Raw genomic sequence first — 21,681 nt, forward strand, 5'->3', positions numbered from 1 at the left:
TTCGCGTTTTGCGTTGAAGCTGCGCTTATTCTAGGCAAGCATCGAATCGCGGATGGCGAACCGCCCTTTGTTCGCGGTTGGACCAGCTGACCGGAGCGATCTGAGAACCGCTTAGAAGCGCAGAACCTCGCGGCGTCCGCCGGATTGAGCCGCGCCCCGCCAGCTCCGCCCGCACATCCGCCTAGAAGCGTTCAACGCCCGCTCTTGCGAGGCTTCGCCGTGCCCGAGAGGAGCGGCGCCGTCCGCCGCCCCCGCCGCGCGTTCTGCTGCGTAGGCCGAGCCGCGCTCTTCTTCCGCGCGCTGCCCCGGCCAGCGGCCGGACGCTGGAGCGCCGTAGGCCGCGAGCGCACGCTCGCCTGGCGCGAACGGCTCGACGCCGCCGGACCCGATGCGTTCCCTTCTCTCGCCCCGGCCGAAGCCGTCCCTTCCTCTCCGCCGCTCCGGCCGCTGCCCATGGCCATCTCCCATTGACGGTACCAGTTGTCGATCATGCCGTGTATGTTATAGAAGATCGTATTGCGCGGCGCCACGTCGAAATCGTTCAAATCCGGTTCGCCGAAGACGCGGGCCGCCTCCTGATGGATGCAGCCGTGCAAGTTGGAACCTTCGATGAAACGCCCCAGTTCGTCGATCGAGGCGAACGATTGCGGCGCGTTGCGAATGCGCAGCTCCGCCTGCATCGGATAGCAGGCCGACCGCCGGATCGGCTCGGGCACTTCCTGCCAGGCCGCGACAAGTCTGGGGTCGTACCCTGCCTGGTGATACCACTGCAGCGCGCGGCGGATGTAATCCCGGTGGAAACGCAAGAACAATTCGCCGTACCCCGGCGGCAGCACCGACGGGTTATCATGATGATTCGCGTGATGCCAGCGGGCGTGCTCGGCGAGCAGCCCCTGCGGGAAATTCGGAATCGTCGACATGCCGTGTCCTCCTTTCTACGCGTTTGTCGTTGCTTCTATCAGTGTATGCGGCAACCGCCCCGCCCGTTAGCGCGCCAAAAAGGGAAAGCCGTCCGCCGGCATTCCGGCGCAGACTTCCCCTCCTCGTTTACGCTTAAAGTCGTTTAGTTGAACGTCAGGTTCGGACCGCAAGGTCCGTTGGAGACGCAAATATCGAACGTAATGCGGACGTCGCAGCAGCTGCCGAATACGCACGCGATCCGCACGCAGGAATAGCGGCCTTGACGGAAGAAGCAGACCACCTGGCAGTCCGGTCCAAGCAAATCCTCGATCACCCGTTTACTTCTACAGCGGATGGCGCGGACCAGACGCGCGGCGTTCGCCTCCATTTGCAGCTTATCGAAAAAGTTGGACAGCTCCCTGCCTGCTTCCTGGATGCCGGCTACCGCGTTGTCTTTGTGTCCATGGCCGCAGCAGTCGGACACCCGAGCGCGCTTGGATTTGGCGCCCATCGACATGTTCACGTTTTTCACTTTTAGTCTGGAAGACATTCGTTTATTCCTCCTCCCTACCGAACATACTGCAGTTTATGTAGGGCGCTAGAGAATGGTATAGACGTAAGACGCGGGAGAATCGCACAATTGAGCGTTTGACGGTGATTCGATAGATTTGGTGGCGAGCCCGGTTGTAAGGTAAAATGGAAGCGACGAAGAAAGACAAATATACGCTCCGGCGGAGGGACAAATACGTTGGCATCCATAGAAAGCAATCAACAATCATGGAATACGGGCGCATACGCGGCTTGGGTGAGCCGATTCGGGACGCCCGCGGAAGCCGCCTGCAAAATGACGGACGACCCGGCCAAACGGCTCGGCGCGGCAATGACGCATCTGGGCGAAGTGCGCGGGAAGCGAATCGCCAACCTGCTCGGCTCGAACGGCACGAAGGCGGTTCCCCTGGCTTTGCTTGGCGCCGAGGTGACCGTCGTCGATTTCTCCGACGACAATCGGCGCTATGCGCTGGAATTGGCCGAGGCCGCGGGCGTGGAGATCCGCTACGTGCTGTCGGATGTGCTGCAGCTGCCGGAGGAGCGGTTCGCGGGCGAATTCGATCTCGTCTACATGGAACACGGCATCCTTCATTATTTTCAAGATTTGCGTCCGCTCTTCCGGGTCGTGCGTCGCCTGTTGCGCCAAGGCGGACAGTTGGTTCTCCAGGATTTCCATCCCGTGACGACCAAGCTGATCTCCTCCCGCGGCACGACGGCCAATATCCGCAAGCATAAGGTGGACGGCGATTATTTCAGCGCGGAGCTGGAAGAGAAGGAAGTCGCGTTCGCGAAGTTCCTGCCGGCGGGCAGCGCCGCCGAAGCGCCGAAGGTGCGGCTGCGCAACTGGACGCTCGGCGAGGTCGTCACCGCGGTTGCCGGCGAAGAGCTCACCGTGCGCGTGCTGGAGGAACTCCCGAACCTATCGTCGGACGTGTTCGACAAAGGCATCCCGAAGACGTTCACGCTGACGGCGGAGAAACGTTGACGGCGATAGCAAAGCAGCCGGCGACGCGAGCGCGACGCCCATCGCCGCCCCGCGGCAGGAATCGATGGCGATACCTGTTGCGGGGCGATTTTGTTGGGGAACGTGAAACTGCACGAACTCCCCCCTCGAAATGTCCCGGGGCGCTATTCGCCGCTCGACCAAATTCCACCATAAACATTCCTTGACAGGAATATTCCCTTAATGGTATATTCAGTTTGCAAGCAAGAACCCCTTCGCAAGGGACAAAGGAACAACCGGCCATGGCAATGGAAACGATCCTTTTCGGCGCGTTGGCGGACGCCAGCCGGCTTCGCATGGTGGAGCTGCTGCGGCACGGTCCGCTGACGGTAGGCGAGATCGCGGCGCGACTGGCGCTGCGGCAGCCGCAGGCTTCCAAGCATTTGCGGGTGCTGCTGGACGCCGGGGTCGTGAATGTGGAAGCGGATGCGAATCGCAGGCGTTATTTGCTGCGGGGCGAGGCTTTTCGCGCGCTGGACGGATGGCTTGCAGCCTATCTGCGCCTGGAGGACGACCGGATGGCCCGTCTCGCGGACTACGTGGGCGGACTTCATCCCGGCGCTTGCCGCCGCGGGCGAACGAACGAGCAAGACGAGTAACCACTTTTCGAGGAGGAATGGAAGAATGGCGAATCAATTGGTGACGAAGGCCGAAGGACAGGAACTGACGCTTGAGCGGGTGTTCAACGCGCCGCGGGAGCTCGTATTCCAAGCGTTCACGCAATCCGAGCATTTGAAGCATTGGTGGGGGCCGCGCGGCTGGGAAGTGACCGTCAGCGACATGGATTTCCGCCCGGGCGGCAGCTGGCACTACTGTTTCAAGTGCATGGACCAGAGTCAAGGCGACTTCTACGGCATGGAATCGTGGGGCAAAGCGGTCTACGGCGAAATCGAGACGCCGGAGCGGATCGTCTACACCGACTACTTCTCCGACGCGGAAGGCACGCTGTCCGAGACGATGCCGCCTTCCCACATCGTCATGACATTCGAGACGCTCGAAGGCGGCAAGACGAAGCTCGTCAACCGCGCCACCTACGCTTCCGCCGAAGCGCTCCAGACGGTGCTGGACATGGGCATGGAGCAAGGCATCGGCGAGACGTACGACCGTTTGGACGAATATTTGGCAGCACGACAATAAGCTCGAACTTCAAGGCGAAACGGCTGGCGCCTTTTTTGCGGCGATGCGCGTTTCATTCCGGAGAAGCCGATTGGTTTGCGTTCACAATCCGAAGATCGGGAATGCAGCATTCAGCGACAATGAAATACAAGATGAATAATAGACGTGAAACTTATACATTTCCTAAAACAGCGGCAGTCGCTGGATGCATGTCATCCGGGATTGCCGCCTTTTCTCGTTACGGCAGGCCATGCCGCGCAATTCTATGCCGCTATGCCGTCCGGCTCGGTTCACGTGCCATCCCCTTCGAAGGATCGGTCTTTGGGGCGATTGATGCAGCCTTAGCCGTTCTTCGCCAAGCCGCGGCCGATGAAATTCGCCGAAGGCGGCTTCAGCCCGATCTCCCTCGCCCAGATCGACAGCTGGCCGATGTGGTGGATTTCGTGAGCGATCACGTGCCGCATGACTTCGCCGAAAGCGAATTGCTCCAACATCTCGTTCTCCATTTCGTCCATCCACGCGTTCACGAAATCCTCCACGCCCGGGCGGCACATGTCGGAGAACGCTTTCGCGTCTTCGAGCGTCGGGTAGCGATCATAGTCGAACGGCTCGTCCGGCAAGCCACGGAGCCCTCTGAGCCAGGAATCTTCAACGTCCACGATATGCGCCATCGTACGCAGGAAGCTCCCCACGCCGCCCATCCGGGTTCTCGTTAATTCCTCCTCCGGCAGCTGCCGCAGCAGCTCGAACCATTCGTCGCGCACGATCCAGTTGTAGCGAAATAGCGATTGCATCATTGTCCTCCTCGTCGCTGAAGTCATTGTTACGAGAAAGTTCGCCGCCCATATTACCAATTCCTTCCTCGCGACCGACGTTGTGGGTACCAAGAAACACAAAAAAGGCGCGAATCCGAAACTTCGGATCCGCGCCGTTATGGGCGTAAATGGTGCTGATGAAGGGAATTGAACCCCCGGCCTACGCATTACGAGTGCGTTGCTCTACCCCTGAGCTACATCAGCATATTAGCAAATCGCATCAAGCGACTCTTATAATATATAATGTCCAAGCCACCCAAGTCAATCCCCTTCTCGCAAAAAATTCCCGCCTTTTTATCGCCTCCACTAACCCGCCGCGCCGCCGCAACTTACGAAAAAGGAAACCAAAACCATCGCTCATTCGTCCATAAAAATGGCTCCGCAGGCGGTTTTCGCGAGCTTTGTCCGTCCGTGTAGAAATTCGACGAAACCGGGCAAATATGGTATAAGTTAAGAAGTTATGAACTCAAAACCGTTACCTTGAAGTTAGGAGTGTTCGGCCGGTTATGCTGTTTAACTCGTATGTGTTTATTTTCGCGTTTCTTCCCATAACGGTAATCGTCTATTTTCTTCTGAACCGGTTCCGTTTGTCGTACGTCGCCAAGACGTGGCTGGCGCTCTCCTCCTTGTTCTTCTACGGATGGTGGGACGTCAAATACGTGCCGCTCATCCTCGGCTCCATTGCCTTCAACTACATCATGGGTCGGCTGCTCATGCGGCTGCCTGCGGGGTACAAGCCTCCTGATGGCCAGCCGCTCGCGTATCAGACCGAGCCCGGCACCGGCAAGCGGAAAGCGCTGCTCGGCTTCGCGATCGTCAGCAACGTGCTGCTGCTGATCTACTATAAATACGCCGACTTTTTCCTGTCGAACCTGAACGAGATCGCCGGCACGAACTTCGCGCTGCTGAAGCTCATCCTCCCGCTCGGCATCAGCTTCTTCACCTTCACGCAGATCGCCTTCCTCGTGGACGCGTACAAGCGCAAGGCGCGAGAGGCGAACATCGTCAGCTACGTGCTGTTCGTTACGTTCTATCCGCATCTGATCGCCGGTCCGATTCTCCATCATGGCGAGATGATGCCGCAGTTCGATCGCATGCGCAGCAAAGTGTGGAATTGGAAAAACGCCTCGCTCGGCGTCTTCGTTTTTGGCATGGGCTTATTCAAGAAGGTCGTCATCGCCGATACGTTCGCGGGCTACGCCAGCTCCGGCTTCGAGACGGCGACGCAATTCGTCGATTCCTGGGTCGCGGCCCTCTCGTATACGTTCCAGCTGTACTTCGACTTCAGCGGGTATACGGACATGGCGATCGGCGCGGCGCTGCTCTTCAACATCCGGCTGCCGCAGAACTTCAACTCGCCGTACAAGGCGCTCAACCTGCAGGATTTCTGGCGCCGTTGGCATATGACGCTCAGCCGCTGGCTGCGCGACTACATCTATATCCCGCTCGGCGGCAACCGCAAAGGCGAGGCTCGCATGCTCGCCAACAACATGATCGTGTTTCTCGTCGGCGGCCTCTGGCACGGCGCGGGCTGGACGTTCCTGTTCTGGGGCTTCCTGCACGGCTTCGGCCAAATCGTCCATCGGCTATGGGGCAAGCTGTGCAAGAAACTCGGCTTCCAACTGCCGAAGTGGACCGCGTGGCTCATCACGTTCGTCTACGTCGTCATCGCGTGGGTGTTCTTCCGGGCGACGTCGTGGGACCAAGCGATTCGCATTCTCAAAGGCATGAGCGGCCTGCAGGGCTTCGACTTCAACCGCGTCACGATGGACGCGCTGCTGCCGCCGATCCTGTTGCTCGTGCTCTTCTTCCCGATCGTACTGTTCACGCGCAATTCCTCCGAGCGGATGGAGACGTTCCGCCCGACCTGGAAGATCGGCTTCGTCATCGCGTTCTTGTTTATTATGTCGCTGCTGTATTTCAACCAAATCAGCGAGTTCCTGTACTTCAATTTCTAGAAAGGCGGCGAGAGGAACATGGCCTCCGAAGAGATTTTGCCGAAGCGATCGCGCTTTCCGAAGCCGCGCCGCACCGTATCGATCCGCGCCAGCCAACGCATGCTGGCCGGCTTCGTCAGCGGCTCGCTCGTATTCGCGGCGGTCGCCGTGGCGTTCATGGTTTTCATAGATCCGCTTCAGTTCTACCATAAATCGTGGTATACGCCGGTATTCTCGAACGAGCAGCGTTACCAGAACCCGGGGCTGGCCCGGAATTACGATTACGACACGATCATTCTTGGCTCGTCGATGACCGAGAATTTCCTGCCTACCGTCGTCGACGAAGAACTTGGCGGCAAGACGCTGAAGCTGTCCATCCGGGGCTCCTACGCGCAAGAGCAGAACGATATCGCGCAAGTGGCGTTCCAGACCGGCAAGGTCAAGAAAGTGCTCTGGGGACTCGATTATTTCGCTCTCAAGCCCGCCGATCTCGACGCGCAAGGCCCTTACCCGCATTATTTGTACGACGACAAGTTCTGGAACGACTACAAGTACTGGTTCAACGTTACGCCGTACCGGGAGCTGGCGGAGGGCCTCTACAAGCGTTCGTCCGCGACCGATAACGCGAAGCGGCTGATGAGCCTTGAATATTTGTACAACTGGAACTATTACGTCGTGTACGGCAAGAAATACGCGATGAAAACGTACCAAAAGGCGCTCACGGACGAGGCCGGCTTTGGCAACAACGAAGAACCGCTCGAGGTCGTGCAGAACAACTTTGCCACTTACGTGGAGTCGGTCGTCAAAGCGCATCCGGAGACGGAATTCTATATTTATTACCCGCCGTATTCCATTCTTCGCCAAGCCGTCTGGCGCGATCTGAACATCCCGCGCTACGAGCAGCAGCTAACGATGAAGAAGTGGATGTTCGAACGGTTCAAGCAATATCCGAACGTAAAGGTGTACGATTTCCAGTCCGAAGCGGAATGGACGTTCAACCTCGACTTGTTCAAGGATCTGTCCCACCACAACATGAACGTCAACACGTGGATTACGCGGGCGATCGGCGCGGACGATGCCAAATACCGCGTGACGGACGCCAATGTCGATCAATTCGTGACCGACCTGCGCGAGCAAGTCGAAGACGTCGCGGTCAACGCCGCCGGCGATCTGCTGCGCGTGCCCGTCCGCCTCGCCGACGCCCCGTCCAAGCCGGTGACCTTCTCCGCCAAGGTGCTGCGCGGCCAGACGAACGAGCTGCTCGTCCCGGGCAAAGAAGCGGCAAGCGCGCTCGGCGCCGAGATGACGTACGATGCGGCGTCGAAGACGATGACCCTCGTCCGCGGCGACCGCGAGCTGGTCATCACGGCAGGCAGGAACGAAGCGACGCTGAACGGCGACGCGGTGACGGTCCGCACGCCGGTCGAAATCGTCGGCGGCCGCTCCATGGTACCGTTCGTCTTCTTCGCCGAGACGCTGGGCTGGAAGACCGAGACGACCGCGCCGGATACGATGACGAAAGCAATCACGATCCAACCATAACGAGATCTCGGCTGCCCAGCGGGCTGCCCGAGAACGCAAAAGACGCCGCAGGAGAGCACTCCTGCGGCGTCTTTTTTCCCTTGCGGGCCAACAAGGGCACTCCCGATGTCGTCTACGAATGATCTCGGGAGCGCCCTCATTGAATTCGCGTGATCAAACATTCGCTCATGTGGCCGCCGATCGCGCTAACTCCGGCTGCGTGCCGGAGCGCGATTCGTCCGTTCCGCCCGACTGGTCCGTTCCGTCCGGCTGCGCGCCGCCCGGCGGCTGAAGCGGCAGGTAGAGCGTGAACTCGCTCCCCTTGTGCTTCTCGCTCCGTAGTCCGAGCTTCCCGCCGAGCAGCGTGGCGAGCTGGCGGCTGATCGAGAGGCCGAGGCCCGTCCCGCCGTACATGCGGTTGATCGCCCCGTTCTCCTGCCGGAATGCCTCGAAGATCAGCTCCTGCTTCTCCTTGTCGATGCCGATGCCCGTATCCGTGACGGTGAACGCGAGTCTTGGCCGAGCGACGGAAGGCGTCTCGCCTCCCGCGGCGGCAATCTCCGCTTCCGCTTGGGGCTGCCTATCCCAAACGGCTCCGTGCCGCACGCGTCCTCTGCCCCGCTTCGGCGCGTCCTTCGGCATGGCCGGCGCTTCCAGGCGGACCGCCAGCCTTACGCTGCCCTCGCTCGTGAATTTGAACGCGTTCACGAGCAAATTGCGCAGGATTTGGTTCGTACGGAGCGCGTCGGTCATAATCGTGCAGGGCACGTTCGCATGGACGTCCGCCTCGAAACGCAAGCCCTTCTGCTGCGCCAGCGGCAGGAACTGGTGATGCAGATTCTGGACCATATCGTGAGTCGACACGCGGTCGATCACGATGTCCATTCGGCCGGCCTCTACCTTCGAGAGGTCGAGAATATCGTTAATGAGCTGCAACAGATCGTTGCCCGCGGTCTGAATCAGCTCTGCGTACACCGTATCCTCCGCGTTATAGCGATCTTCCTCGTTATCACGAATGAGCTGCGCCAGCAGAATAATGCTGTTCAGCGGCGTCTTCAGCTCGTGCGACATGTTGGCCAGAAACTCGGATTTGTACGTAGAGGCCAGCTCCAGCTCCTTCGCCTTCGCCTCGATGTCCCGCTTCGCATCGCGCAGCTGACGCGTCTGGCGGCGCAGCAGCTTATTCATCGTGCGCAGCTCGTCGGTCCGCTGCTGTTCCTTCTGGAAGTCCCGGAAGATGAACAAGAACAGCGCGCACATGAGCAAACGGCTTGGAAGCGCATATGGCGTCACTTCCGTCCAGTATGCCCACGGCGTCATCGACCCGTTAATCAGCACGGTACCGGTAGCGAGCGCCGAGTTCAGCAAATTGACGGCGACGATAAGGAAGACGCTTTTCCACAGGTAACGCCAGGCGACGCGCTTCATCGCGATATGCAAACCCGCGCACGCCGCGCCGATGATGACCATCGTCACGCAGCCGAGGACCGCGGTCAAATCCCAGCTGAAGAAGAAGCGTCCGAGCCCGATGCCCGCGCCTATGACCAACGCCATCCAGGGGCTGGGCAGCACGAGCACCGCGACGAGCGTGGGGACAAATCGCAGGTCGAGCATCGTAATCGCGCCGACCCGAACGCCAAAAACCATCGCCAGCCATCCGCTGACGATGAAACACACAATCGCAAGCCCATATTTCATGCGGGCCGAAGCGTGCTCGAACAAATATTTGTAGCCGATATTGAATAAATAGGCAATCGTAATCATCATGCTGATGCTGGCAAAAAACGTTTTGGCTAAGGTCAAGGTGACGCCTCCCAACTGGCAGAGCGACCCGATCCACGACGAGGCATCGGTGCAGGAAAACGCTGCCACCCCCATTGTACAATAGGCTTGTTTGTTCTTACCAGAGACCATTCGCGCATAAACTAATCCCATAAACTAATGGCGTTAAGCCAGAGGCATTTGCAGCGTACGCTGCCGTGAGGAGGAAGAGGATGTACGGGAAACCAAGTCCCCATCCGGGGACCCCGATCGTGTATCAAGCCGAGCCCGGACTACCGTTAACGGTGCAGCAAATTCGCAAAAGGCTGCATGATCTATCCGCGACCTACCTGCATCGCGCCGTTCGGGTCGAAAGCGTCGACGGCGTCGTTTACGAGGGCATCATCGTTCATGTCGACCGTTGTTTCTTGTATTTGCAATGCAGCGCGGCGATCCCCGACGGGCGGGGCTTCGCGGCGCCATACAGTACGGTGCTGCCGCTCGTGCTATACGAGTTGCTGGTTATTACCCTGCTCGCCGGATCATGAATCCGGCCTGGGAGCCTGACCGAGATCGGCCGTCTCCGGGGATAGCGATTCGATGACGACATCCAATGCGGCCGCGCATTCGAGCGCATCCCGGAACGGCCTATCCCCGCCCAGCGACCGCTCGATCCATTCGCGCATCGGCGCGGACAGCGCAAGCTCGCTCCGCCAATCCCCTTCGTCCGCGCCTTCTTGCGGCGCGTAACCGGAATAGAGCATGAATAAGGCAAAATGCCCCGCCCCGTACAAATCGCTGTCCGGCTCCGGCCGCCGCATCCGCCGCTTCACGTCTCCCCATTCGCCGCCGCTGCCCGCCGGATCGCCTTCTTCTCCGAGCGCCAGTCGAAGCGCCTCGGGCAGGCGTTCCCCGATGCGGCAGGCCAGACCGAAGTCGATCAAATAGATCATTGGCGCATCCATCCCTGCCCGCCGGCATTCGAGTACATTCGGAATGCGAACGTCGCGATGGACGAACCCTCGCTCATGCAGGTGCCCGAGCGGCGCGAGCAACTCGCGCACCGTTCTAGCCGCGGCACGCTCGCCATAGACCTCGCCTTCTTCCATCATCCTCGCTTCGAGATTAACGCCCTCAATAAGCTCCATCGCCAGCACCGACCGGCGCCGCTCCTCAATATAATTCAGCCACCGCGGAATTTGCGGATGATCAAGCGCCTGCATAATATCGCTCTCCCGCCGCAGCAGCGTTCGCGACGTCTCTCCCTTGCTCGGCTTGCTTACCTTGACGAGCACCCGGTCGCCGCGCTCCGCATCGACGGCTGCATAGGCTAGTCCATAACTGCCCATGCCCATGAACCGCTCTACGCGATACCGCTTGGCGATTACCGCTCCCTCGCGCAGCGGATAATCCCGCCATTGCTGGACGATCCTCCGCCACCGTTCCATTAATTTCCGCACCATATCTACCGCCTCGCCTATTTGCGCGCAGAACAGAAACCTTTTCGCGCAATATTCGTATGAAATAGTAAGAGCATACACAAGGTTTACGTATGATCACAAGGAGGGATTCGCCATGCTGAAGCATATGCTGAAACGTTTCGTCTATTCCCTTATGGGTAATAAGCATTACGGTCAACACGGACATCGTCACCACTACAGCAGCAGCGATTACAAGCACGGGTACCACCGGCCGCCGCGGCAGCCGCATTATCCGCCGCCGCCGCCGAACCATCATTACGGTCACGGCCATTACAAACGTAAATACAGCAGCTTCTCCAGCTAACGGCCGGAGGAGCCGATTCAACAGTGGGCCGCCTGCTTTTCTCGATGGGCGGCTTTTGCTGTTCGAAAATGTTCCACGCCAGGCATAAGCTTCCTCAAATGGAAGCACACTAGGGCAACAATGCCCGCAAAACTCGAATCGCCGCGAAATTTGTTAGAAATGATTGAGCAAATTAAACATGCGTCTGACGCAGCCTTTATAAGCGGCTAAAAACTCGGGACTATAATCGGAGTAACCAATCCAACCGGAGGTGCATGACAATGACGAAAGTCATTACCTTTAAAAACCGCAAAGTACCCGTCCACTATCCTACCGAGCATAAAACAGCCATCCAAATGTTGCACAACAAATTGCGCGAAATGGAATTCAACTTTGATTTCCGCCGGAAGTGGAAACGCATCGCTTCCGTCGAGATGGTGCGCGACGTCGCCATCCTGCAGTATAACGACGGCACGAAATTGTACATGGAAGTGTCTTAATCATGCGGCGCCTAGACGAGAGGGGCCGGAGCGGATCCAACGCGTGCGCGGCCCTAAACGGCCGTCACGCGTTTTTTTGCGTTTCGCCCGGGCACACCACAAAAAAAGGAGGACGCCGGCGGCGCCCATCCTCGGATTCGAAATGTAATTAAGCCAGCTTCGGCAAATGGACGTCCATCCCGCGCGCCTCGATTGGCCGGCCGAGCAAATACCCTTGCAGCAAATCGCAGCCCCACTCCCGCAGGAGAGCCAGCTGATCCTCGTCCTCGATGCCTTCCGCCACCACTTCCAGACCAAGCCGGTGCACGAGCGAGATCATCGATTCGACGATGACCCGTTCCGTATGCTGATGGCAAATCGGATGGATAAAGGAACGATCGAGCTTCAGCGTATGAATCGGCAGCTCTCTTAAGTAAGTCAGCGAAGCGTAGCCGGTGCCGAAATCATCCAGCGCGATGCGCACGCCCGCTTGGCGCAGCCGGTCAAGCGAAGCGATCGTCGTCTCGCCCGCCTCGAGCATGATGCTCTCCGTAATTTCGAGCTCCAACCCGCTTGCAGGCACCCCGCATTCCTCGAGCAGCCGCAGCATGCCGTCCACGAACGAGGGAACGCGCAGCTGCACCGGCGATAGATTCACCGCCATGACGATGTCCGCGTGTCCCTTGGCGGTCGTCTCGCGTTGCATGCGGCACGCTTCCCGGATCACCCATTCGCCGATCGGCACGATCAGGCCGGTCTGCTCCGCGAGCGGCACGAACTCCGCCGGCGATACAGCGCCAAGCTCCGGGTGGTTCCAACGCAGCAGCGCCTCGAAGCCCCGCAGCCGCCCGGACGCCGCATAGATCGGCTGATAGCGCAGAGACAGCTCATGCCGTTCGAGCGCCCCGCGCAGCTCTCCCTCCAGCTTCAATCTCCGCCCCGCCCGAGTCGCGTCCGCTTCGGTATACGCGCCGATCCGGTTGCCGCCCGCCGCCTTTGCCTGCTGCATCGCCGTGTCCGCGTGGCGAAGCAGCCGCTCCGCGCTCCGTCCGTTCTTCGGATACTCCGCAATGCCGATGCTGCAGGTCGGGTACAGCACGTGGCCTTCGACGACAAGCGGCGCCTCCGCCTGCGTCTTGAGCCTGGCGATGCAATTCGACTCCTCTCGCAGAAGGCATGGCTTGAACAGCACGAACGTGTTCCCGCCGATGCGGCAGGCCGTGAAATCGGCTAACTCCTCGGTCTTGAACCGCTCCGCCAAGAGGCGCAGCGTCTGGTCGCCGAATACCGTCCCCTTCGATTCGTTAATCAGATGGAACCGGTCAAAATCGACGACCGCGACGACGACGTCCGTTCTCGCGCTTTTCGCGCGGGCGATGACCTGCTCCAGCAGCGTGAAGGCGGCCAGCCTGCCCGGGAGCCCGGTCAATAGATCGCGCTCTCCCGGCGCGACTCCCGCCTGCTCCTGCTCGTTCCGAAGCCATCCCCATACCGGATAACCTGCGTCCATTCCTTTCATGTTTCCTCTCCGCTTCATCATGATGGTAGTCATGCTAACCCTTGCGATGACCTTGTGTGATAGTCCGATTCTCACACAGATTCATTAGGAAAGTTAGACGATAATGATTAGAATTCCGTTAAAGGGGATTCTAGGCGGATTTCCTTTAAAATACAAGAAGTCTTTAGACCTAGATATAGATCAAAAAAAACCGTCCTTCACGCGGTTCGCGCATCGAACGGTTTCGAATTAGGTTGTCTTACAAGCCGGATCGCGCACTATTCTCCTGCACGTACTTGTAGCCCACGCCCCATACGGTGCGGATGTACTTCGGCTCCTTGGGATTGTTCTCTACTTTACGCCTCAAATTCACAATATGAACATCGATGGCTCGGTCGGTGACGAACGAATCGAAGCCGCGGATGGCGTTAATGAGGTCTTCACGGCTGAATACTTTGCCCGGATGGGCGAGAAACAGCTTCATCAGTTCGAATTCCGAGAAGGTCGTCTCGACCAGCTGTCCCCGGACGAGCAGCAATCTGCGCTCCGTGTCCAGCCGAATCGCCGTATCGGCTTCCTTACCGGTCTCCTGCGGGGCTTTGGCCGCCGCGGCCCCCATTTGCGAATGAATTAACTGAGCACGCCGGATTAGCGCCTCCGAACGCGCGCTCAGCTCATGCATACTGAACGGTTTGCACAAATAATCGTCCGCCCCGGCCCGGAGCGCTTGAACCCGCTCGCTCACGTCCGTCTTCATGGATACCACCATTATCGGCACGCTGGAGAATTGCCGAATCCGCTTACAGAGGTCCGTGCCGTCCCCGTCGGGCAGCATGAGATCAAGCAGCACCAGATCCGGCGTAACCGATTCCAGCAGCTTAACTCCCGTCGCGCCGTCGAACGCCTGATGAACCTCGTATCCTTCGCCCGACAAATACATCGATAGCATATCGCTCATCATGACGTCATCTTCAACGACTAATATTTTATACATTGCGGTCACCTCGAAGCGAATTGAAGATTGGCGTTGACTGCGTCTACTATCAATATACAATAGCCGGCACGGTCCAACAATAGATTGTTAGAACTTTGTTAGAAAAGTGTGTCGATTTGGTAAGTATTGTGCAACTACTTGTCGCTGCCCGCAAGCGCCTTCAGCATCGGACGCAGCACCAGCTGCACGCACGCGGCGGCGCTGTTGATCGCTTGAACGTCGATGCGCTCGATCGGCTGCTTCAGCAGCGATTCCAACTGATCGGCCATGGCGGCGAGCTCGGCCGCCGACAGATTGCCGGCCGACCCTTTGAGCGTATGGGCCAGCCTGCGCGCCGTCTGATAGTCGCTCGCGACGAGCGCCTGGCGGAGACGGTCGCCGAACTGCGTGCTTTCCGCGGCGAAGACGTGCAGCATATGGCGCAAAATCTCCCGCTTGCCGCCTACCCGGGCGAGCGCGGAGGCCATGTCGATGCCGGGCACGCTGAGCAGCGCCATTCCTTCGTCGCTGGCGTGCAGCGGCGATTCGGCGGCCGCGGCGGCCGCATGCTCCTCCTCGCCGGCATTCAGCCACTTCAGCACGGTCTGGCGCATTTTCTCCGCTTGGATCGGCTTCGTCAGCACGTCGTTCATGCCGAGCTTGTAATAGCGTTCGTGATCCTTCTTAATGACGTTCGCGGTCAGCGCGATGATCGGCAGCATGTCGAATTTCGGCTCCGAACGGATAATCGAAGCCGCCTCGTCGCCGTCCATCTCCGGCATATGAATATCCATCAGAATCAGATCGTACGCCTCGCCGCTGTCGAGCTTCTGGAGCACTTCATGGCCCGTCTCCGCCACCTCGACCGCAAATCCCCATTCGCTCAGCTGCTCGACCGCCACGAGCTGGTTAATCGCGTTATCCTCGGCGAGCAGAATCGTCCCCCGCCGCGGGAAGTCCTGCTCTTCGGCCGCCGCGGATTCCGCCAGGGCGGCCGCTCCCGCGCTGACCATGCCCATCACGGGCACCAGCGTCTGATAGAGCGCCATGCGGGTGACCGGCTTCACGAGGATCGCGTCCGGCCGCTCCTCCGACGGCAGCTTCAACAGTTCCTCGCGCCCGAACGCCGTCGTCAGCGCGATCGTCCGCACGCCGGTCGCCAGCGCCGTTTCGTGGAACGACTGCCACGTATCGTCGCCGAACATATCCGGCATCTCGAAGTCGAGCAGCACGGCGGCCGGCAGCGCGCCGATTCCCGCCCGCGCCAGACGCTCCTGCGCCGAACGCCACGAGCCGTGCCCGATCGGCAGCAGACCCATGTCCTCCAGCATGCCCGACCAATGCTGCTCCATAAGCATGTAATCTTCCACGACCCAGATCGCGTGCTCGCCGACCTGATAAGGCTCGTTCATCGCATCGGACTGGGCCGCGAACTGCAGCGTGAATTCGAAGCGGCTGCCGACGCCGGCCGTGCTCTCGTACGAAATCGCGCCGCCCATCATCTCGACGAGACTCTTCGCGATGACAAGTCCCAGGCCCGTCCCGCCGTATTTACGCTGCGTGGCGGGGCCCGCCTGCGTGAACGACTCGAACAGGCGCGTCTGCTGCTCCTCCGAGATGCCGATGCCGGTATCCTCCACGCTGAACCGCACGACTACGTCTTCGCCCGGCTCGAAGACGAGGAGCTGCACCTGCAGCTTGACGTGCCCCCGGTTCGTAAACTTCACGGCATTGCCGCACAGGTTCAAGAGTACTTGCTCGATCCGCAGGGGATCGCCGATCAGCGCCGACGGCAGCTGCTCCGGCGTCTCGATGAGGAATTCGAACTGCTCCTTGCCGCCGACGAACACGCTTAGAATATCCGCGAGCTTCTGCAGCATCTCCTCCAGGTTGAAGGAAACCGCGTTCAGCTCGATTTTGCCCGCCTCCACCTTCGAGAAGTCGAGAATATCGTTGATGATGCGCAGGAGCGCCTCCGAAGACGCCTGCATTTTATCCGCGTAATCCCGCTGCAGCTGCGTCAGCTCCGTCTTCTGCATGAGCCGAGTCAAGCCGATGATGCCCGCCAGCGGCGTGCGGATCTCGTGGCTCATCCGCGCCAAGAACAGCGTCTTCGCCTGGCTCGCCTCGTCGGCCTCCCGCTTGGCTTCCGCCAGCATCTCGTTCACCCGGGTGTTCTCCGTCACGTCGCGCGCGATGCAGGAGAAGAAGCGTTCGCCGGTGCCCTCGTCCTGATGAGCGACCAAGATTTTGGACACGTTCACGATCCGCCCGTCCGGCGTGTGCAGCTCTGCCATATTCTCCGTGAAGCCGTGGGCCACGGCGTGATCGATCCCCATCAGCAGCGTCTCGACGAACCGCGCCGGCACCTCCTCGGCGAGCGACACTTCGCCAGATCCGGCCAAGCCCAGCATCTCCCTTCCGGCCGGATTGAGATAGATGAGCTTATGATCGGCGTCGAACGTCGCGATCAGGTCGTGCGCGGCCTCCAATACGGCCAGCTGGCGGCTGCGCGTCTTCTCCTCCTGCCGCTGCTTCGTAATATCGCGCGAAATCCCGACGACGCCGACCACCTTGCCGTCCCGGTCCGTAATCGCGCTTGAGCTGTGCGACACCGGAATCCGCGTACCGTCTTTGTGCACGAGCACCCACTCCCGTTCGTAGTTCCTGTTGTCTAAGCGATGTTCGCGCAGCACCGATATATCGGGGGCGACCGGCCGCCCGAGCTTCGCGGAGAGCTGCTCCGCAGCCTCTGCCAGCGAGTCCGGCGCGATGAACAGAAGCGGCGTGTGAAAGCCGATGACCTCCTCCGCGCGGTAGCCCAGCAGCCGCTCCGCGGCTTTGCTGAAATACGTGATCCGGTATTCCTGATCCACGACGATGATCGAATATTGATTTTGATTAATGATGGCTTCCAGTTGGTCGAACATCTCGCGCAGATGGACCGTCATCTCGTTGACCGAATGCGACAGCCGCGTAATCTCGTCCCGGCCCGTCTCCGGTACCGGGATGACGTCGAATTGGCCGGCCGACGCCGCCTCCGTCACGTCGGTGACCCGCTGAAGGCGGGCAAGCAGCCGGTTAATGTAGGCCCACAGCAGCAGCGCCATGACGATCTCCGCGGCCGCGATCCTCAGCACCGTCCGCCAAATCAGCGGCGTCAGCGGCTCCTCGAACTCCTTCATCGCCACCTGCATGCCCACTTGCCAGCCGGTCTGGGCGACGTCCGCATGGAACACGATCGACCGCCCTTTGCCCGAGCCCGTCTCAGCATAGCCCTGTTCGCCCGCCAGCATGTCGTCGGCCGCCGCCGCGAAGGGCAGCTCGGGCGAGCGCAAGTTATAGACGAGCTCCTTTTTAATATCCGGATAGTACAGAATATTGCCTTCGCGATTGTACATGAGGACGATATCCCGCAGTCCGACGCGAAAATCCAGAAACTGCTCCGCCAGCGTGTCCGTTCGAATCGCCGCGTTCAAGTAGCCGGCCGGCTCGTTCTCCCCGTCCGGCACCGGAATGCGGATCAAGAACAGCCGCTCGCCCGTCCGCGGGCCGATGAACGGATCGGTGATCGCCGAATTGCCGATGCTCGTCGACTCCGTCCAGGGCCGCCAATTCGGCCCGGCTTGCGTCCCGCTCGCAAAATGCGTGTAGCCGTCCCCGTCCGTATAGGAGAGCGCAAAGTAAGGCGAGTCTTTGCGCGACGTTTCGATATGAAGATAAGCAATGCGCTCGGTCTCGCTGCCGAAGCGGACGATTTCGGACCGGCTCATCGCCGTCACTTCGGCCCGGCGCTCGTCCAGCCAGACGGACATACCGTCCGCGCTGCCGCGGACCTTGGCGTAAGCCTTCTCGATCAGCGCCTCCTTGATCGTGGCTTTCGCCGTCCGATAATTGCTAATGCCGACCAAGACGAGAGGCAGCAGCGTGATCAAGATGACGAATACGAGAAATTTCGTACGGATCGAGACATGACTCATCCCATTGTTCGCCCTCCCGCGTAACTTTATGTACCGATTCCCCCTCTTTATGGGAAGGGATCGTTTTCATTATAACGATCGCCTCCGCGAGCGCCTAGTTGGAAACAAATTCCACAAATGCGTCACAGACAGTTATGGAATCAGCTGGTAAAATGAATTCGATCAAAACGATTTATCTAGTTGAATTTTAATCGCCTTATTGACTATACTTTGTCTAACAATCGCGTGACCGGATAGAACGAGGTGAAAGAAGCATGCCTGTTTTCAAAACGATATTCGATACGATGGATACCCCGATGGCCCTGCTGAAAGGCGGCGCCGCCAGACCGCTCTTCGACCGGGTAAACGAAGCGTTCGTCCAGCTCGTCGGCTTGTCCCGGCAGGAGCTGGACGGCAACGCGCTTGCCGCCCTATTCCCCGGCTGCCGGGTAGAGGAACTGAGCGAAGGCGCGCGCGTTGCCCCCCTACAGGGCCGCCACGAACAACCCACGCGGATCAAGCTCTCCTGCCGCAAGCTCGACATCGCCGTGGATTCGGTCTGGCTGCTCACGGCGGAAGACGTCAGCGCCGCGCAATGGATCGAGCGCCAATCCAGCGCCCAGCCGGTGCTCATGTCGGGCATCGTCGAGGCGAATTACGTCATTAGCCGGCTGGAGAAGACCCCTTTGGCCGCGGTGCAAGATCCGCCGCTGCAGGAACTGGAATATTTGCAGAAGTCCATCCTCTCCATTATTCACCCGGACGAGCAAGAGCGCACCATCGCGGCGATTCAGGAGGCGGCCCGCTTCCGCAGATCCGGCCATTTGACCATCCGCACCAAACGGCTGGCCGACGCGGTGGATTTGGAGATTCGTCTCCTCTTCCATCCCTTCTATGACGGGAGCGGAGAGCTGAAGCAATACGCGTTCGTCGTCACGGACCTGCGCCCGAACGCGGAGCCGATCGATCCGGCCGTGAAGCTGAAGATCGTGATGGCCCGCTGCAACATGTCGGCCCAACAGCTCTCGGAGACGACCGGCATCTCCGTGCAGACGATCTCGAAGCTGCGCAACGGCAAGATTCGCAAGCCGCAGCGCCTGACGGCCGAGCTGATCGCCACGGAGCTGGGGGTCAAGCCGCAGGAAATTTGGAGCTGAGCGGACTGCTCGTTAGCCGCTCCGGCGGCAAGCAAAGAGGGCTGTTCTTCGTCGACCTCGACGAGGAACAGCCCTTTATCGTGTAAGGCGCCAATATCCATAAGCGCGCAGCTTATACAAGCTTGTATTTCAAGAAACGATCGACGTTCTCTCCGCGTCGTTCGGCACCAAACGCAGCGTTCGGTCCGAAGCGGCCGTCTCCAAGAGGAAGCGCGAATCGCTCGAAGCGAGTCGCGTCCAAGCTTCCACGCAAGCCGGGTCGAAGTGCGTGCCGTTGCCCTCCAAAATGATGGCCATCGCGTCCTCGTGCGACATCGCATTGCGATACGAACGCGAGGACGTCAGCGCGTCGTACACGTCGGCAACGGCCGTAATGCGGGCGAGCACCGGTATGCGTTCGCCGGCCAGCCGGTCTGGATAGCCCGTTCCGTCCCATTTCTCATGATGGGAGCGGATAATGGACAGCTCGTCGGCGAAGAAGCCGAGCCGCTTGCACATGTCATAGCCCCATACCGGATGGCGCTCGATCATGTTCCGCTCCTCCGGGCTCAGCTTGCCGGGCTTGTTCAACACCGCGTCCGGCACCTTGATCTTCCCGACGTCGTGCACGACGCCGCCCTGCGCGATCGCGCGCAGCTCCTCGGACGAGCGGCCCATCTCTTCGGCGAGCCGCAGCGCGTACAGCGCCACCCGCATGTTATGGCCGGCCGTGTACGCGTCCCGAACCTCGGTCGCCATGATCAGCGCCCGCACGCTCGGCGTTATACAGGCTTCGAGCCAAGCGCGCGGATCGGATTTGAACAGTACTTTCAGCGAGGTGCTGAAGGAGCCCTGCGAGAAATATTGACGCGCCAGCCCGTTCAGCATGATGACCATCGAAGCGAGCACCAGCACGTGATATAACCACCAGCTCAGCATCCATGCCTCCCCGGTAATCATAATATACTGGGAGGCGATCAGCAGACCGGTACTGTAGACGATCGCCCGTTGAACCGGAAATCCGGCGGCGAGATAAGATTGACGATAATGGAACATCGTCCATAGGCAGCCAGCGCACGTTAGCGCGGCCGCGACCCATTTGTACGGATGCTGGTTAATATGGAGCGACTCGACCGCATCCGGCATCAGGAAGGCCAGGACGCAGATCAGGGCGAGCACCGAGCCCCACACCGGCATCAGGAAGCGCCGCCGCCGCGCCAGCCAGCGAACGAGCGGCAGGTCCGTCGGCGCCGCCGACAGACAGAGCCAGCCGACCGCGAGCAGGATGCTCAGCTGGGACGCGATGCCCGGCAGCGTCGAGGCGTGGATCAGCAGTCCCGGGGTCGACAGTCCGTGCAGGATGAACAGCTCCGCGAGGGAAAGGTAGGCGAGCGCCAGAAACTCGATCTTGATATTGCGCAGCCGGTACCCGGTTATACCGACCGCCACGGCGAACAGCGTCGCGAGCGCGGCGATGATGCTGACGATATAGAAGTGCCCCGACGGGGAATGAATCGAAACGTCGGCCGTATGGGCCGAACGCAGCCATTCGTAGCAAAATAAAGGGATCGTTGTCGCGAGCAGCGGGCCGAGAAGAAGCGCCGTTCTCTCTTTCACGCGCATGGAGATTCCTCCTGTTATTCGTAGGCCGATATACCTTGCCAGTCTCTCATTTCAGAATAAGCGCACCGGTCCTAGTCCGTCAACGGAAACAAGCAAAAGGGCTCCGCCCTTCAGATCCCCATTCTCCCTCCCCCTTCCCCCTCCGCAATGCTGTCAGGTTAAGAGGGCTCCGCCCTATTTACCCGACTTTTGTTGCTCCCTCCTCCCACCTCCTCCGCCGAGGAGGCTCCAAAGGGCTTTGCCTTCTGGACTCCCTATTTCGTGCTGACATGTTTGTTCGCGGTCGGCGGGAAGGCTTGGGCGGGGCACGCTTTTGTCCTGACGGACAAAGCTTCAGTAGGTTTTGAAGTCCGTCATAAGACTTAAGCCTGTCAACTATAGGCCCTAGTTCGCTTCTTCGGACGTTTTTCCTTAACCTGACAGCATTGCCCTCCGCCCAGGGGAACCAGAGGACCTTGCCCAGCTCTTGCTTCCGAAGTGAGTTTTACACCGGAAAACTTCAGGACTCCCTTTCGTGCTATTACGTTTGTTCGCGGTTGGCGGGTTGCTTCGAGCTGGCACGTTCTTGTCCTAGCGGACAAAGCTTCATGCGTATGGGGTGCTCTCGTGGACACGCTTTTCTCTGTTTTATCCACAACATGAACGGC

General features: G+C 59.6%; 18 protein-coding genes and 1 tRNA gene. 9 read left to right on the top strand and 10 right to left on the bottom strand.

Going from position 1 to position 21,681, the window contains the following annotated elements:
• Positions 1 to 191: 191 nt before the first annotated feature.
• Positions 192 to 920 (bottom strand): hypothetical protein, encoded by a 729-nt coding sequence (locus BCM02_RS27065; protein WP_148932254.1) that lies wholly within the window; start codon positions 918 to 920, stop codon positions 192 to 194.
• Positions 921 to 1,063: 143 nt separating this feature from the next.
• Positions 1,064 to 1,450 carry a hypothetical protein gene (locus BCM02_RS27070; RefSeq protein ID WP_148932255.1) on the bottom strand — a complete coding sequence of 129 codons (387 nt, stop codon included), beginning with the start codon at positions 1,448 to 1,450 and terminating at the stop codon, positions 1,064 to 1,066.
• A gap of 198 nt (positions 1,451 to 1,648) precedes the next feature.
• On the opposite strand from BCM02_RS27070, the gene BCM02_RS27075 reads away from it, so the two are divergent.
• The 3 genes from BCM02_RS27075 to BCM02_RS27085 all read left to right on the top strand — a co-directional run bounded on the left by BCM02_RS27075 (position 1,649) and on the right by BCM02_RS27085 (position 3,589).
• Complete coding sequence (locus tag BCM02_RS27075; RefSeq protein ID WP_148932256.1) at positions 1,649 to 2,434, top strand: class I SAM-dependent methyltransferase; 786 nt, start codon at positions 1,649 to 1,651, stop codon at positions 2,432 to 2,434.
• Positions 2,435 to 2,700: 266 nt separating this feature from the next.
• Entirely contained in the window at positions 2,701 to 3,051 is a 351-nt protein-coding gene (locus BCM02_RS27080; RefSeq protein ID WP_148932388.1) for an ArsR/SmtB family transcription factor, read from the top strand.
• A gap of 25 nt (positions 3,052 to 3,076) precedes the next feature.
• Positions 3,077 to 3,589 (top strand): SRPBCC domain-containing protein, encoded by a 513-nt coding sequence (locus BCM02_RS27085; protein ID WP_148932257.1) that lies wholly within the window; start codon positions 3,077 to 3,079, stop codon positions 3,587 to 3,589.
• A 320-nt stretch (positions 3,590 to 3,909) separates the two neighbouring features.
• On the opposite strand, the gene BCM02_RS27090 is transcribed toward BCM02_RS27085, so the two are convergent.
• Both BCM02_RS27090 and BCM02_RS27095 read right to left on the bottom strand, forming a co-directional pair.
• A complete protein-coding gene (locus BCM02_RS27090; protein WP_148932258.1) occupies positions 3,910 to 4,362 on the bottom strand; it encodes a DinB family protein in 453 nt (150 codons plus the stop codon).
• Between the two features lie 150 nt (positions 4,363 to 4,512).
• A tRNA-Thr gene (locus BCM02_RS27095) sits at positions 4,513 to 4,587 on the bottom strand.
• A 302-nt stretch (positions 4,588 to 4,889) separates the two neighbouring features.
• Between BCM02_RS27095 and BCM02_RS27100 the strand changes: the two genes are divergently transcribed.
• Positions 4,890 to 6,341 (top strand): MBOAT family O-acyltransferase, encoded by a 1,452-nt coding sequence (locus BCM02_RS27100; RefSeq protein ID WP_148932259.1) that lies wholly within the window; start codon positions 4,890 to 4,892, stop codon positions 6,339 to 6,341.
• Between the two features lie 18 nt (positions 6,342 to 6,359).
• Entirely contained in the window at positions 6,360 to 7,862 is a 1,503-nt protein-coding gene (locus BCM02_RS27105; RefSeq protein ID WP_148932260.1) for a copper amine oxidase N-terminal domain-containing protein, read from the top strand.
• 165 nt (positions 7,863 to 8,027) lie between these two features.
• On the opposite strand, the gene BCM02_RS27110 is transcribed toward BCM02_RS27105, so the two are convergent.
• Positions 8,028 to 9,644, bottom strand: a complete 1,617-nt coding sequence (locus BCM02_RS27110) for a sensor histidine kinase (RefSeq protein ID WP_187434428.1) — start codon at positions 9,642 to 9,644, stop codon at positions 8,028 to 8,030.
• Positions 9,645 to 9,835: 191 nt separating this feature from the next.
• Between BCM02_RS27110 and BCM02_RS27115 the strand changes: the two genes are divergently transcribed.
• A complete protein-coding gene (locus BCM02_RS27115) occupies positions 9,836 to 10,150 on the top strand; it encodes an acetyl-CoA acetyltransferase (protein WP_148932262.1) in 315 nt (104 codons plus the stop codon).
• Here BCM02_RS27115 and BCM02_RS27120 read toward each other — a convergent pair.
• The gene (locus tag BCM02_RS27120; protein ID WP_148932263.1) at positions 10,145 to 11,065 is read right to left on the bottom strand and encodes a serine/threonine protein kinase; all 921 of its coding nucleotides are present in this window, start codon (positions 11,063 to 11,065) and stop codon (positions 10,145 to 10,147) included. The genes BCM02_RS27115 and BCM02_RS27120 overlap by 6 nt on opposite strands.
• A 112-nt stretch (positions 11,066 to 11,177) precedes the next feature.
• Between BCM02_RS27120 and BCM02_RS27125 the strand changes: the two genes are divergently transcribed.
• Both BCM02_RS27125 and BCM02_RS27130 read left to right on the top strand, forming a co-directional pair.
• Complete coding sequence (locus tag BCM02_RS27125) at positions 11,178 to 11,387, top strand: hypothetical protein (RefSeq protein ID WP_148932264.1); 210 nt, start codon at positions 11,178 to 11,180, stop codon at positions 11,385 to 11,387.
• A 260-nt stretch (positions 11,388 to 11,647) separates the two neighbouring features.
• Positions 11,648 to 11,866: a hypothetical protein gene (locus BCM02_RS27130; RefSeq protein ID WP_148932265.1), complete on the top strand. Its 219-nt coding sequence runs from the start codon at positions 11,648 to 11,650 to the stop codon at positions 11,864 to 11,866.
• Positions 11,867 to 12,014: 148 nt separating this feature from the next.
• Here BCM02_RS27130 and BCM02_RS27135 read toward each other — a convergent pair whose 3' ends face one another.
• The 3 genes from BCM02_RS27135 to BCM02_RS27145 all read right to left on the bottom strand — a co-directional run bounded on the left by BCM02_RS27135 (position 12,015) and on the right by BCM02_RS27145 (position 18,296).
• Positions 12,015 to 13,364 (bottom strand): putative bifunctional diguanylate cyclase/phosphodiesterase, encoded by a 1,350-nt coding sequence (locus BCM02_RS27135; RefSeq protein WP_187434429.1) that lies wholly within the window; start codon positions 13,362 to 13,364, stop codon positions 12,015 to 12,017.
• 238 nt (positions 13,365 to 13,602) lie between these two features.
• A complete protein-coding gene (locus BCM02_RS27140) occupies positions 13,603 to 14,337 on the bottom strand; it encodes a response regulator transcription factor (RefSeq protein ID WP_148932267.1) in 735 nt (244 codons plus the stop codon).
• Between the two features lie 134 nt (positions 14,338 to 14,471).
• On the bottom strand, positions 14,472 to 18,296 hold the full coding sequence (locus BCM02_RS27145; protein WP_148932268.1) for a response regulator: 3,825 nt from the start codon (positions 18,294 to 18,296) through the stop codon (positions 14,472 to 14,474).
• Positions 18,297 to 18,550: 254 nt separating this feature from the next.
• Here BCM02_RS27145 and BCM02_RS27150 point away from each other — a divergent pair, with 254 nt between their 5' ends.
• Positions 18,551 to 19,432: a helix-turn-helix domain-containing protein gene (locus BCM02_RS27150; protein ID WP_148932269.1), complete on the top strand. Its 882-nt coding sequence runs from the start codon at positions 18,551 to 18,553 to the stop codon at positions 19,430 to 19,432.
• A gap of 129 nt (positions 19,433 to 19,561) precedes the next feature.
• Here BCM02_RS27150 and BCM02_RS27155 read toward each other — a convergent pair whose 3' ends face one another.
• On the bottom strand, positions 19,562 to 21,034 hold the full coding sequence (locus tag BCM02_RS27155) for an HD domain-containing phosphohydrolase (protein ID WP_148932270.1): 1,473 nt from the start codon (positions 21,032 to 21,034) through the stop codon (positions 19,562 to 19,564).
• Positions 21,035 to 21,681 lie beyond the last annotated feature (647 nt).

Source organism: Paenibacillus methanolicus (genome assembly GCF_008124765.1).
GTDB lineage: Bacteria > Bacillota > Bacilli > Paenibacillales > Paenibacillaceae > Paenibacillus_Z > Paenibacillus_Z methanolicus.

Excerpts from the sequence above, each read along its gene's own strand:
- BCM02_RS27155 (WP_148932270.1), bottom strand. The coding sequence starts at position 21,034 with ATGCGCGTGAAAGAGAGAACGGCGCTTCTTCTCGGCCCGCTGCTCGCG.
- BCM02_RS27120 (WP_148932263.1), bottom strand. The coding sequence starts at position 11,065 with ATGGTGCGGAAATTAATGGAACGGTGGCGGAGGATCGTCCAGCAATGG.
- BCM02_RS27125 (WP_148932264.1), top strand. The coding sequence starts at position 11,178 with ATGCTGAAGCATATGCTGAAACGTTTCGTCTATTCCCTTATGGGTAAT.
- BCM02_RS27115 (WP_148932262.1), top strand. The coding sequence starts at position 9,836 with ATGTACGGGAAACCAAGTCCCCATCCGGGGACCCCGATCGTGTATCAA.
- BCM02_RS27100 (WP_148932259.1), top strand. The coding sequence starts at position 4,890 with ATGCTGTTTAACTCGTATGTGTTTATTTTCGCGTTTCTTCCCATAACG.
- BCM02_RS27130 (WP_148932265.1), top strand. The coding sequence starts at position 11,648 with ATGACGAAAGTCATTACCTTTAAAAACCGCAAAGTACCCGTCCACTAT.
- BCM02_RS27150 (WP_148932269.1), top strand. The coding sequence starts at position 18,551 with ATGCCTGTTTTCAAAACGATATTCGATACGATGGATACCCCGATGGCC.
- BCM02_RS27090 (WP_148932258.1), bottom strand. The coding sequence starts at position 4,362 with ATGCAATCGCTATTTCGCTACAACTGGATCGTGCGCGACGAATGGTTC.
- BCM02_RS27105 (WP_148932260.1), top strand. The coding sequence starts at position 6,360 with ATGGCCTCCGAAGAGATTTTGCCGAAGCGATCGCGCTTTCCGAAGCCG.
- BCM02_RS27080 (WP_148932388.1), top strand. The coding sequence starts at position 2,701 with ATGGAAACGATCCTTTTCGGCGCGTTGGCGGACGCCAGCCGGCTTCGC.
- BCM02_RS27135 (WP_187434429.1), bottom strand. The coding sequence starts at position 13,364 with ATGAAAGGAATGGACGCAGGTTATCCGGTATGGGGATGGCTTCGGAAC.
- BCM02_RS27085 (WP_148932257.1), top strand. The coding sequence starts at position 3,077 with ATGGCGAATCAATTGGTGACGAAGGCCGAAGGACAGGAACTGACGCTT.
- BCM02_RS27070 (WP_148932255.1), bottom strand. The coding sequence starts at position 1,450 with ATGTCTTCCAGACTAAAAGTGAAAAACGTGAACATGTCGATGGGCGCC.
- BCM02_RS27065 (WP_148932254.1), bottom strand. The coding sequence starts at position 920 with ATGTCGACGATTCCGAATTTCCCGCAGGGGCTGCTCGCCGAGCACGCC.
- BCM02_RS27145 (WP_148932268.1), bottom strand. The coding sequence starts at position 18,296 with ATGAGTCATGTCTCGATCCGTACGAAATTTCTCGTATTCGTCATCTTG.
- BCM02_RS27140 (WP_148932267.1), bottom strand. The coding sequence starts at position 14,337 with ATGTATAAAATATTAGTCGTTGAAGATGACGTCATGATGAGCGATATG.